This is a genomic window from Vibrio anguillarum (assembly GCF_003390515.1).
Lineage (GTDB): Bacteria > Pseudomonadota > Gammaproteobacteria > Enterobacterales > Vibrionaceae > Vibrio > Vibrio anguillarum.
Genome location: NZ_CP031478.1, coordinates 306,568 through 319,352 on the forward strand (window position 1 = coordinate 306,568; position 12,785 = coordinate 319,352).

Consider the following 12,785-nt stretch of genomic DNA (forward strand, 5'->3'; position numbering starts at 1 on the left):
CAGACGTCAGTACATTTTGGACACAAAAAAACCGGAGCGTTGGCAGACGCTCCGGTTTTCAGCATTATAGGCCCGGATTTCTTATCGGCAAGTCTGATATTTGCATTTTTTTTGTGGTACTATCTCGAAACTTTCATATCCGACACTTCTCAAGTTCATCTCTCTCAAATACTCATCGTGTAAATTTTTATTTTTCAATACGTTATTAAAGAACGCATCATTTTAGCGAAAGCTTTCATACAATAAGCAAACGTTACCTTGTTCAGCATTGCGCCGAAAATGTGAGGGAAATCACATGCACAGAAGAGGTGACTCAGACATTTCTATCGGCGACTTTTACAGATTGTGGTGAATTTTTATCATTAATCCGTCCGTTTTCGATTTTAGTGACATCACACCGCAACTCCTACCATCCCAAAGACATAGTTATTTTGTGGTTTATTTTCTGTGATATTAGGCGTATTTATAGTGAAAATTATAAGTCTAATTAGGAAGAGAACATGATCAACATTGCATTTTTCAGCGCAAAATCTTATGACGCGAGTTCTTTCTCAGAGGTCAGTGATACAAAGATCTTCTCGCTGCACTTTCACGATTTTCGACTCACCCCAGCCACTGCTAAAATGGCCCAAGGATGCACTGTGGTGTGTGCCTTTGTGAATGACGACTTAAGTCGCCCAGTATTGAGCCAATTGTATGAAAATGGGACGAGGCTTATCGCAATGCGCTGTGCCGGATTTGATAAAGTCGATCTCGATGCCGCAAAAGAGCTGGGTATTCAAGTGGTGCGAGTGCCCGCATATTCACCAGAATCGGTGGCAGAGCACACGGTAGGAATGATGATGTGTTTGAATCGCCGCTTTCACAAGGCGTACCAACGTACCCGAGACGCTAACTTCTCATTAGAGGGGTTGGTCGGGTTTAACTTCTTCGGTAAAACCGCGGGAGTTGTTGGCACAGGAAAAATTGGTATTGCCACAATGCGTATTTTGAAAGGGTTGGGAATGAAGGTACTGTGCTTCGACCCTTATCAGAACCCTCTGGCGATTGAACTCGGTGCAACTTACTGCAGCCTTGAGGAAATCTACCAACAAAGTGATGTGATTACGCTTCACTGCCCAATGTCGCCAGAGAACTACCATTTACTCAACAGCCACGCATTTTCCCAAATGAAAGATGGCGTGATGATTGTAAACACCAGCCGAGGTGAGTTACTCGACTCAGTTGCAGCAATTGAAGCACTGAAACAAGGTCGTATCGGCGCTCTTGGTTTAGATGTTTACGACAATGAAAAGGATCTTTTCTTTCAAGATAAGTCGAATGATGTGATTGTCGATGATGTATTCAGACGCCTATCGGCTTGCCACAATGTACTATTTACGGGACATCAAGCCTTTTTGACTGAAGATGCACTACACAATATCGCTCAGACAACTTTGGATAACATTCGTTCCTTTGCAAACAATCAACGTTGCGGAAATGAGCTTATAACGCTTGATTAATTAAACCCATCACTAATATGAAGCCTCCTTGATGAAACACCAAAAGGAGGCTTCGAAATCATTAACACCCTGATTCTATGAACGTATTTGTAAAGAGGCTAACGCTTCAGATGTAGCATCCTGTATTGATAAAAACAATGAATTAATTTTACCCGTCGTGGTTCGCATCGGGTTTAAAGTAATGCTTTGGTACATATAATCAGCTTGCTGAGTGACAGGGCGAACATTACGACATTTGAAGAGATATGGGCGCTGCTGCCAAGTAATAAAACTACGACAACCTAAGTCATACACAGGTTTAGTTTTGAGCTTAAACCACTCTTGGGGGATTTCAGGAAACAGTTCAAAAATGGTTTTACCAATCGCATCGTGCCCTTGAATACCACTGTGATGTGTCATGAATCCATTCCACACTTGCACTTCGTAATCACGATTAATCACGATCAGCCCCATATCGACATTCTGCACCATATCCACCATCCAGTGGAACTGTTCAAATTCTGCAGGGAGATTCATCGTTAAAAATCCTCCATCAAGTACGCTAATTTACTGTCTAGCAACGGAAGAGACTCATCGACAAACATAAAGAGCAAGTCACAGCGGATCGTCGTTTGATCAATGTTGTAGCTCACTTCAAACGTCATCGTTTTTTTAAATGATCCAGCGGTTGAATTGATCACAGAGTCAATGGAGATGTGTTGCCCAAGCAATACTGGAGAGCTTTGAAAAAAACGCACCTCCGATTGCTCGCCTAATCCATTCAGAAAAGAACCAACTAATATGTTTGATACATCCATTAACAGTTCTAATTCTTCAAGCTCTTCACTGTCTGCTGGCACTTTCATTAATTTTTTCAGATCAGAAACACTGGAATCACTCAAGAGCACCAGTGCTTCACCTGCAATGCCTTCACCGCTAAAGCCTTGACATACACCAGAAACTTGATCATTTTCCGCCAAGTCACGAAGTGCCATATGTAGCTCACTCACTTCAAAAATATTGACGTTTGGTAGCGGTAAATGAACAAATACATCAAAGTGTCGCGCCAGAGCATCAGCTGCTCGACCAATCGAAACGTTCGCAACTTCCATATAGATGTCACGACGTTTTAAGATAGGTAGTTCAACAGAGATAGGCGTAACGATACGAGGCTGTGTTGGCGGTTCGACTAACTCTCGTAGTACGCTATTTAACACGTCCTTATCAATCGGCTTTTGAATAAAAGCACGCGCCCCTAACGCCAATACTCGCTCTTTCGCTTTCGGCTGTATATCACCAGAAACAACAACAACAGGCGTTGTCATCCCTCTGCGTTGCATCTCTTCTAGCGTTCCGTAGCCGTCCAGTTCAGGCATAGTTAAATCGAGGAACATTAATTTAAAATCATGCTCTTCAAGATTTTTGATGCCATCTAAACCATGGACTGCGAAAGTAATATCGGCGTTTAGAGAGGCGGGAAGTGAACGAGCCATCTGCTTCCGAGCCAGTGCAGAGTCATCACAGATGAGTACGGGGAAAGACATGTAATCACCTTCTATTTATTAATTCGATAAATAGAGTGTATACCTAAACCTCGCGTAGATGCGAGTTGCGCAAAAAATTAATTAAAAAGTTTTAGGGGTTATAAAAGGCTACACACTCAAGCGAAACATCGGTTAGCAAACAACAATGCTCGCTCATTTCAACCTCATAGTGAGGGCCAGAAGGTCAGTACAGCAATCCGCAACACAATAGCGGTAACAATGAATACCACTCCCAAGCGGTACCACTTATATTCCTCAATTGACATGGGAATGCGACGATAAAACATCGTGATGACACCTTTCCAGTCATGGCTACGTTTACCATACCGCACAATACTCGTCACAATAAAAATGATACCCAGTATTAAGATAACTTTCTCTGCCCAAAATAATCCGATGCCCATAGTACTTCCTTGTTCAGGAGATAAATAATCATTGGTAATAGTGTATATCGAAAAGATGAGCGCCACTCTTGGACAAAAGTCTAAAGTGCAAAAGCACCAAAAGGGCCCAGTGAGGAAGCCCTTTTGCATTAACAGAAATAATTTAGTTCACTGTCACATTAACCATCTTACGCGTAAGTTACGCATAAAGACGCTATGTATTAAGTGCGCTACGCGTGATGCGCCGTTGTTTTAGAGATTGCAGAGGTTAATTTATCTCGATAACTGAACCAGAGATATGTCACGACAATAGAGAAGAAGAGATACGACAAAGCAAAGATAAAAGGCGATGTGATCAATTGCGCCGATATCCCCCACGCAACACCGATAATAGTCACTGTCAATTTAGCAAGAAGCCCACAGATGAGAAGAAAAAGGGCAAACTCCGGCACTTTAGTACTTCGAAAAGCAAACCAGTAACAACTGCCTACTGCGAGTGACGCGATGTAAAGTCCAAGCAAAAATGAATGAAAGTGATCAGAAGAGGCCACACCCGCCGAGACAGACGCCATTAAAATCAGTATTAGTTTCATGTTGTAAACCTCTCTTTTTATGAGAAAGTATCCATTCATTTTCGAAAACTCAGTTTACATACATTTTCCTCCATTAAATAAGAATTTCAAGTTCAAAAAATAAGCAACTTTTCCTTATTGGCTTAGAATAAAATAATTGTTAATCAGTGGTTAACAACAAAAAACCCAAAAATTAGATGGGACAAGGCATTACCCAAAAAAACACTTCAAAATGGAACTAATTGTAACAATTATTTAACCGAGTAAATATTTCATTGAAAGTACAAATTTGTGATGCGTACAGCGCAACGTTCCGAGTTGTCGCCAAAACAACTTAAAGATGCTATTTGATAGGGAAAAATTGCCTCAGTTTTGAGGAGAGTCATTCAGCCCAAAAAGAGAGCCATTAAATAGGAAAGTAAACCTAACCCTTCTCCTCACTCAATGAACGTTGGCCAGTAATAAACGGCTTCAACCATCGAACTCATCTGACCACTAACTCTGGCTAAAACTTCAACTATGTCAATGGGTAATAGAATAGTAATGTTAATTACAAGCCTCATCATAAGAAAATGCAACATAGAGCATAAAACCTAACAATTTTAAGAAAGTTTTTCGAGTTTTATCGAGTTATGATTGACAAGATAAAAGTTTGAACTAGACTTTGCACTAGCTAGAAAGCAGTTCTTTGTATACACATACGTCTCGTTGGATTACTTGTAACTCCCCCGTCGTGTCGTACGCAATAGCAATCTACTTTTCCACGCTATCCGCGCCGTATTCGGCTGTAAAATTTTTTTTGATTTTGGGTATAAAAATGGCTAACACAGTTACTGGTACAGTAAAATGGTTCAACGAAACTAAAGGTTTCGGTTTCATTCAACAAGAAAACGGTCCAGACGTATTCGCACACTTCAGCCAAATTAAAGGTGACGGTTTCCGCACTCTTGCTGAAGGTCAAAAGGTAGAGTTTGAAGTAGCTCAAGGTCAAAAAGGCCCTCAAGCTGAAAACATCCGCCTAGTATAATTTTTTACTAAGTATTCTAATAGCCAGCAATTTGCTGGCTATTTTCGTTTTTACCTCTTGGCATTCTTCCAATGGCTCTTAAACCGACAATCTATAAGTTCCGTATTGCGCTGACGGATACTAATCGCGATCATTATGACTCTTTAAATCTCACCATTGCTCAGCATCCTTCAGAAAGCAACGAACGAATGATGGCGCGCATTTTGGCGTTTTGTCTTAATGCTTCACCCGAGCTAACATTTACTAGAGGACTTTCTTCCATTGAAGAACCTGATCTCTGGCTAAAATCATTAGATGACCAAATTCAGCTCTGGATTGAAGTCGGCGAACCCGATGCTGATCGCATTAAAAAAGCCACACGGCTTGCAAAACAGGTGAAAGTCTACAGCTTTAACACGAAATCACAGGTTTGGTGGGAACAAAATAAGGGAAAGTTCTCTCACCTCAATGTCGATCTATTTCGCTTTGATGCTGCAGCGATTGAAAAACTCTCTACTTCCTTGAACCGAGGTATGGATATTTCAGTGATGATTAGTGGCTCTTCTATTTTTATTGATAGCGATAGCCATTCCGATGAAATTACTTGGCAAGCACTACAAATAAAAAGTGAGCATTAATTCCCAGCCCACTTTTCAGTATCTATACCCAAACAACTTGAAGTTGCAGGTAGACGGCAAGTGAGCTCATCCCCATGAGCATAGATAAACTATGTGATTGGGGTAAGCGAACGTAACCAACACCGCTGCAGCTTTAAATGGGAAGGGTATAGGCCCTTAAAAGAGCCTAGATTTAGATAGAGCTTTATACTTTATAAATAGGCGTGTGGACCAAAGACTTCGTAATGGATACGCTCTCTTGCTACGCCAAGCAATTCAAGCTGTTCAACAATGAACTGCATAAAACCAACGGGGCCACAGATATAAAAATCCCCCTGTGTTAGCGGCAGTTGCTCACAAACTTCATGCAAGATCATAGAACCTTGCTTGGCTGGTGTTTGCTCACTTTCCAGATACCAGACCACTTGCTGCCATGATGGATGCACCGCCATTAATGTCGCGGTTTCATCAATAAAGGAGTGTTGTGATAAATTGTTGCAAGCATGCAGATACGTCACCTCTTTTTTTCCTACTGACGCAAGCTGTTGAAGTATGGCTTGCATCGGTGTTGCCCCGACACCTGCAGAGATAAGTACAACGGGAGCGAGCTTCTCAACATAGAAAAAATCACCCGCTGGCGCATAAAGTTTCACTCGACTGCCTTTTTCAACGTAATCATGTAAATAGTTAGAGACTGTCCCAGGATGTCCAGTATCCACGCCTTCACGCTTCACAGAAATGCGGTAGTTTTTTCCATTGGGTTTTTGTGACAAGGAATATTGACGAATTTCACTGTATGACGCACCTTCCGGCTTAAGTTCAATCCCAATATACTGACCAACCTGATAATCTAATACTGCTTTGCCATCAGCAGGCTCAAAGATAAAGCTAGTGACGAATTCAGACTCTTTCACTTTATCTTGCAACACAAACTCACGCGCATTCTCCCAACCACCGATCGCCTGCTTACGCTGTAAGTACAACTCTCCTTCTCTATCAATGAAGACTTGCGCTAAAAAGAGATAAGCCGCCGTCCATGCTGCTTCAACGTCAGGAGTAAAGGCATCGGCAGCAAGCTCTCGCAACGTTTCAATAAGGTGATGACCGACGATTTGATAGTGCTCTGGCTGAATGTTAAAGCTGGTGTGCTTTTGGGCAATACGTTCCACTGCACTGGTTAATGCGGCGAGATTTTCAATATTTTTCGCATACGCGGCAATCGCCTCAAACAGTGCAACGCCCTGACGGCCAGTATGTTGATGGGTCATATTAAAAATATCTTTTAGCTCAGGATTGTGAGTAAACATTCTCTGATAGAAATGAGCTGTAAGCGCTGGCCCGGCAGATTCAAGCAAAGGAATGGTACTTTTGACAATGGCGATGTGTTGATTATTGAGCATATTGAGCTTTCTCCTCAGATTTTATAAATGGCGAATTAGATTCGCTCTGATACTGAAGCTTGTATAGCACAAAGCATACCAACATTAATCCATTGATTTTTAAATAAAAAATAATAAATCATTAAATAATCAGGTCAAAATAACACTTCAAAAAATGTCATTATGACACTACAATATCCAAAAACATCACCTGAGTGCTTACCATGCAAGATTTTTCCATCTCTACCTTGATTGAAATGACCATAGGACTCGCAAGTGGTTTGAACGATCAAGATAGGTTCAATCGCCTGCTTGATGCGATTCGTAAAACCATTCAATGCGACTGTGTGATGCTGCTTTCACGCCAAGGTGATTTGTTAATCCCCCTTGCGATGCAAGGCTTGACTCGCGATACCTTAGGCCGACGCTTTTTAATTGATGAACATCCCCGCTTTCGTGAGATTTGCCACGCTGATGGGCCGGTTATTTTCGATGCGAATTCACCACTACCCGATCCTTTCGATGGTTTATTAATGGATCATGATGGCGACCTTCCCATGCACTCTTGTATGGGCCTACCCCTTTTATTTGGTGATAAACTGCTCGGTATATTGACGCTTGATAGCCTTAATCCCAACATGTTTGAGCATATTCCCAAACGCAGCCTAGAAGCGTTGTCGGCAATCGCGGCCTCTACCTTGAAAATGGCACTGACCTTTTCTCAACTTGAAGCACAAGCCAAACAATCACAGCAACGCTTAGAAGAGCTGAATGAAGAAGCATGGGACAGAGAAGGTGGAGAGATCATCGGTTCAAGTGCGTCGATGCTGGCCATGAAAGCCGATTTGGAAGTGGTCGCCCCTTCTAATTTCAACATTTTAATCCATGGTGAAACGGGTGTCGGTAAAGAGCTGGTCGCACGAACACTGCACCAACTATCAGCGCGTAAACGCCAACCTCTTATTTATGTCAACTGCGCCGCAATTCCAGAAAACTTGGTCGAAAGTGAACTATTTGGGCATGTCAAAGGAGCCTTTACTGGAGCAGAACGGCATCGCTTAGGCAAGTTTGCATTAGCCGACGGTGGAACCTTATTTCTCGATGAAATCGGTGAACTGCCACTGGCTGCCCAAAGCAAGATTTTACGTGCATTGCAGAACAATGAAATTCAGCCCGTAGGACAAGATCATGTCCAAACTATTGATGTACGGATATTGGCAGCGACAAATCGAGATTTAAAGCAAGAGGTGGAAGCGGGAAGATTCCGAGCCGATCTTTACCATCGACTCAGCGTATACCCTGTTCATATCCCTCCGCTAAGAGAGCGAAATGGTGACGTTACCTTGTTGGCAGGTTATTTTTTAGAGCAAGCGCGTCGCAAGCTCGGTATCACACAGCTCAAAATCGATCCCAACGCACTGGCTGGGTTACTCAACTACTCATGGCCCGGTAATGTTCGCGAATTAGAACACGTGATCAACCGCGCAGCGCTGAAAGCACGAGCCAGACAAGGCTTACAAGCGTTGATCACCGTCAACAGCTACGACATAGGTGAGTTAGATTTCAGCCTACCCCTGGTTAACACGCCAAGTACGTTGAGCGACAAAGAGGTCACAGCGAAGGTGTGGCAACGTGGGCTGCGAGAAGCAACGGATGAATATCAGCGTAAATTGATCAGTGAAGCATTGACCCAATCCGATTTTAATTGGGCAAAAGCGGGAAGATTATTGCAAGTGGATCGCGCGAATCTCACTCGGCTTTCAAAACGCTTAGGGATTTCGGTGAAAAAAACACACGCAATTGAGCGTTAATCTCACTTTCATCACTAATATATCTTTTCTCACCCAAACAGTAATTGCAGGTAAGACGCTCACCATACTGTGTGAGCGCTCATTATTCAGCCGCTAGCTACCCACTTCACTCGGCAACACTTCTGTTGCAACTAAAGCACGTGGAAATGCGTTTTCATATGCTTGCATAAAGTCTTGGCGGATCAGTTGCTCTAAATGGTTGGCCCGCTCTGTTGGGCAAAAAATCATGAAATGCACGATCTGTTCTCCTGCGGCTGCGCTGCTGATCTGAATGTGCGGCTCAGCACTGGGCAAATCTACACCCGCATGTTTTTCAATCATGCTGTTATAGCGCCTTGCAACATCAATAAAGTGGGCAAAGTGGCTCTCAATCTTTTCATGCATAATCGGCAATAAAGGGTACAAATTTACAAATTCAGGCACTACTATCGAAAAGTTATGAAACACATAACGCTTCATAAAATTAAGGTTTTTTACCGGAAACGAGAAGAACATACTGTTTGGCAAGGTCGCAGTTTTTCCAGTGTAGTGGTATTGACCATGATTCAAGTCGATTTCTTGGATCACGGTTGCCATCAAGTTGTGTTCGATCACTTCACCGCTTAGTTTTCCGACTTCAATCCAATCCCCGATACGAAATGAGCGAGAGCTCGCTCGCTGAATTGAACCCGTAAAACACAAGATGATCTCTTTTGATGCGACTACAATGGCGACCGCTATCGCAGTCACTGACAGTGCAAATTCGTTGATCTCTGATTGCCACAATACGAAGAGGATGACCAAAGTAAACGCAAAGGTGCCATTCTTGGTGCGTGACATCCATTTACGCTGCTTTTCGGTAATCAGTGCGACATCGCCACGAATTTGAGAAAGTACAACTCGCCGCGTCAAAATAATCAACGTCATGATTAAAATACTAAACACCAATTTATGAGTGATAAGAAAGTCCCACACTGCGACCACTTTCTCCATATCAATCCCCTTCTTTTATTTTTATGCATAATGAGCAGCAACACATCTACAGCGACTAGAGAGCAGTTGATTGAGATCGTGTTAGAATTTTCGAAAGGTATTGTAACTGAGTGAATAGTTAACGTCGGCATAAGGCGCAATTATTATGCGCCCTGTCATAGCTTTGGAAGAGAAACTCCCTTTGAGATTGGCGAAAGGAAAAATTTGTTATCAGTGTTGATTCGCCAACGCTGTCTTTTCAGCCAGTTTTACAATCACGTTTACCGCTTGTTCCATCCCTTCAATGGTAATGAACTCATGAATACCATGAAAATTATAACCGCCAGTGAAAATATTAGGGCATGGCAGGCCCATGAATGAGAGCCTCGCACCATCCGTACCACCTCGAATAGGTTTGATCAGCGGTTCAACATCACAAGCAATCATGGCTTGTTTAGCCAGTTCAATGACTTGTGGATGAGGCTCGACCATCTCTTTCATATTGAAATAGCTGTCCGTCACAACCAACTCAACTTGTCCTTTCTCAAGACGGGCATTTAACTGGTCCACTTGCTGCTGCATAAACGCTTTACGAGCTTCCAAGCCTTCTCGTTCAAAGTCTCTAATAATGTAACCCAAGGTTGAGCGAGCCACACTCATCTCTGCGGATTTTAAATGGTAAAAGCCTTGATAGCCCTGCGTGGTCTCTGGGGTTTGATCGGCTGGCATCATAAGCTGAAATTGTGCGGCGATGTTGATGGCATTCACCATTTTATCTTTCGCGGTCCCAGGGTGAACATTCACGCCATAGCAAATAACATCAGCGCTCGCCGCATTGAAATTCTCATACTCCAACTCACCCAGCGGGCCACCATCAATGGTATAAGCCCACTGTGCGCCAAACTTCTCCACATCAAATAAGTCCGCGCCCCGGCCGATCTCTTCATCGGGAGTGAAACCGATACAAATATCACCATGTGCGATGCTTGGGTCAGCAATTAACCGCTCAATGGCCGTCATAATTTCAGCGATGCCTGCCTTATTATCGGCACCAAGCAGTGTGGTGCCGTCAGTCGTGATCAGATTGTACCCATGCAGTTGATGCAAATCCGGGTATTGAATAGGTGACAGCACCTCATCCCCTTTACCTAAAGCAATGTCCCCACCTTGATAATTCTCCACAATTTGCGGCTTAACGTGTTTGCCTGACGCGTCTGGCGCGGTATCCATATGTGCAATAAAACCAATCGCAGGAACAGGGTAATCAACATTCGATTGCAACTTCGCCATAACATAGCCGTGTTCATCAACCGTAGCATCGGTTAAGCCTAATGCGATTAATTCTTCATGCAGTGTATGGGCAAACGTCATTTGCCCTACTGAACTCGGGCAACGGCGGCTGGCGGGGTGAGATTGAGTATCAAAAGAGACATAACGCAAAAAGCGTTCAACAAGATTTTCCATAGCAAGCACTCAATAAGTTAGCATGTCAGCGTATCGCCTATGTTGGGATACGCAGTTAATTGCAAGCTATACTACGCGCTCATCAGAAACGGAATTTGCTATAAATCAGCTTTTCAGCAATTACTGAGGTATCAATCATTCAAAAAAGGGATCAAAAATGCCCACCGCAGTGAGCATTGAGAGAAGCAAACAGGGCGTTTAAAGCAGAATGAAAATGCCCGCTAGACATGCACTCATTAAGTTAGCTAGCGTACCTGCAATCACCGCTTTAATACCTAAATTCGCGACTTCTGCACGGCGTTCAGGAGCGATAACCCCGATAGAGCCTAATTGGATCGCGATAGAACCAATATTGGCAAAGCCGCACAGAGCAAAAGTAATGATAACTTGGGTGTGTTCCGACAACAGCGCTTTGTGGTCAACAAAATCAATGAAAGCCACAAATTCGTTCATCACCACTTTTTGCCCAATGTAAGAGCCCGCCATCAAGACTTCATGGCTTGGTACACCAATCAACCAAGCCAGTGGTGAAAATAGATAACCGAACAGCAGTTGTAAGGTAATGCCGTTCAAACCCAATAACTCACCGAAACTTTCAAGCCCAGTGTTAACCATCGCAATCACGCTCACAAATGCAACCAGCATTGTACCGACGGCCACCGCCACTTTCATGCCATTCATCGCCCCGCTCGCCAGTGCGTCAATCACATTACTTTCTTGCGCTTTATCCATCTCAATATTGGTTTGATCAAGTGGAACATCGCGCTCTGGTACGATGATTTTTGCCATCATTAAACTGCCGGGTGCCGCCATAAAACTGGCTGCAATAAGGTATTTAAGCTCAACACCTAGACCGGCATAGCCACCCAACACGCTACCTGCGACAGAGGCCATGCCTCCGGCCATGACGGCAAACAGTTCTGAACGTGTCATGCGCGACAAAAAGGGACGCACAAGCAGTGGTGATTCGCCTTGTGAAAGGAAAATGTTACCCGTAGCAACCAGAGATTCTGCTTTGCTCGTACCTAAAAATTTTTGAATACCACCACCGATAAACTCGATGACTTTTTGCATGATACCAAGGTAATAAAGGGCAGAGATAAGAGCGCTGAAGAAAATGATGATAGGCAGAACACGAACAGCAAAAATAAATCCGGAATCGGCTAAATCACCGAATAGAAAGCGGATTCCTGCATCGGCGAAACCCAGCAAACTCGACACACCGCCGCTGATGCTGGCTAGTGCGCTTTGTCCCCATGGGAAGTAGAGCACCAGCGCGGCAAAACCAACTTGCAGCAATAAAGCACGTGATACGGTTTTCCAATTGATGAAAGATCGATTTTCAGAGAGCAGGTAGGCGCAAGCGATCAGCGCTAAAATGCCGACGAGGCCAAAAAGAATATTCATTGTATTTACCTAGTTTGAAATTTGGAAATAAGGGTAGAACCAAAAAACTTGGCAAAGGAGGAATCATTGTCCTTTTGCACAACAAAAGCATGACAAAAAGAGGGGTATGCGAACATATTGTTCATCTAAGATCACCTTATACAAGCAGAGGAACTTAGCTGGTCCAGTCC

The 12,785-nt window shown here is 43.3% G+C and carries 12 protein-coding genes; 4 read left to right on the forward strand and 8 right to left on the reverse strand.

What is annotated here, in order from left to right:
• Positions 1–500 precede the first annotated feature (500 nt).
• Complete coding sequence (locus tag DD616_RS01280; protein ID WP_208871580.1) at positions 501–1,502, forward strand: 2-hydroxyacid dehydrogenase; 1,002 nt, start codon at positions 501–503, stop codon at positions 1,500–1,502.
• A gap of 75 nt (positions 1,503–1,577) precedes the next feature.
• Here the strand turns inward: DD616_RS01280 and DD616_RS01285 are convergent, their stop codons facing one another.
• The 4 genes from DD616_RS01285 to DD616_RS01300 form a co-directional block, all read right to left on the reverse strand.
• Positions 1,578–2,018, reverse strand: a complete 441-nt coding sequence (locus DD616_RS01285) for a PAS domain-containing protein (RefSeq protein ID WP_017047143.1) — start codon at positions 2,016–2,018, stop codon at positions 1,578–1,580.
• 2 nt (positions 2,019–2,020) lie between these two features.
• A complete protein-coding gene (locus DD616_RS01290) occupies positions 2,021–3,025 on the reverse strand; it encodes a response regulator (protein WP_017046016.1) in 1,005 nt (334 codons plus the stop codon).
• 164 nt (positions 3,026–3,189) lie between these two features.
• On the reverse strand, positions 3,190–3,429 hold the full coding sequence (locus DD616_RS01295; RefSeq protein WP_208871581.1) for a hypothetical protein: 240 nt from the start codon (positions 3,427–3,429) through the stop codon (positions 3,190–3,192).
• Positions 3,430–3,638: 209 nt separating this feature from the next.
• Entirely contained in the window at positions 3,639–4,001 is a 363-nt protein-coding gene (locus DD616_RS01300; protein WP_208871582.1) for an NADH:ubiquinone oxidoreductase, read from the reverse strand.
• Positions 4,002–4,797: 796 nt separating this feature from the next.
• On the opposite strand from DD616_RS01300, the gene DD616_RS01305 reads away from it, so the two are divergent.
• Both DD616_RS01305 and DD616_RS01310 read left to right on the forward strand, forming a co-directional pair.
• Complete coding sequence (locus DD616_RS01305; RefSeq protein ID WP_010318975.1) at positions 4,798–5,007, forward strand: cold-shock protein; 210 nt, start codon at positions 4,798–4,800, stop codon at positions 5,005–5,007.
• Between the two features lie 71 nt (positions 5,008–5,078).
• Positions 5,079–5,624 (forward strand): YaeQ family protein, encoded by a 546-nt coding sequence (locus tag DD616_RS01310; protein WP_013868041.1) that lies wholly within the window; start codon positions 5,079–5,081, stop codon positions 5,622–5,624.
• A gap of 191 nt (positions 5,625–5,815) precedes the next feature.
• On the opposite strand, the gene hmpA is transcribed toward DD616_RS01310, so the two are convergent.
• Positions 5,816–7,003, reverse strand: a complete 1,188-nt coding sequence (gene hmpA / locus DD616_RS01315; protein ID WP_094163977.1) for an NO-inducible flavohemoprotein — start codon at positions 7,001–7,003, stop codon at positions 5,816–5,818.
• Positions 7,004–7,206: 203 nt separating this feature from the next.
• On the opposite strand from hmpA, the gene norR reads away from it, so the two are divergent.
• Positions 7,207–8,793, forward strand: a complete 1,587-nt coding sequence (gene norR, locus DD616_RS01320; protein WP_088729746.1) for a nitric oxide reductase transcriptional regulator NorR — start codon at positions 7,207–7,209, stop codon at positions 8,791–8,793.
• Positions 8,794–8,886: 93 nt separating this feature from the next.
• Here the strand turns inward: norR and DD616_RS01325 are convergent, their stop codons facing one another.
• From DD616_RS01325 to DD616_RS01335, 3 genes are all read right to left on the reverse strand, one after another.
• Positions 8,887–9,765 carry a mechanosensitive ion channel family protein gene (locus tag DD616_RS01325; protein ID WP_017047149.1) on the reverse strand — a complete coding sequence of 293 codons (879 nt, stop codon included), beginning with the start codon at positions 9,763–9,765 and terminating at the stop codon, positions 8,887–8,889.
• 210 nt (positions 9,766–9,975) lie between these two features.
• Positions 9,976–11,208 carry a peptidase T gene (pepT, locus tag DD616_RS01330; RefSeq protein WP_208871583.1) on the reverse strand — a complete coding sequence of 411 codons (1,233 nt, stop codon included), beginning with the start codon at positions 11,206–11,208 and terminating at the stop codon, positions 9,976–9,978.
• A 198-nt stretch (positions 11,209–11,406) separates the two neighbouring features.
• Positions 11,407–12,615 (reverse strand): NupC/NupG family nucleoside CNT transporter, encoded by a 1,209-nt coding sequence (locus DD616_RS01335; RefSeq protein WP_013868046.1) that lies wholly within the window; start codon positions 12,613–12,615, stop codon positions 11,407–11,409.
• Positions 12,616–12,785: the final 170 nt, after the last annotated feature.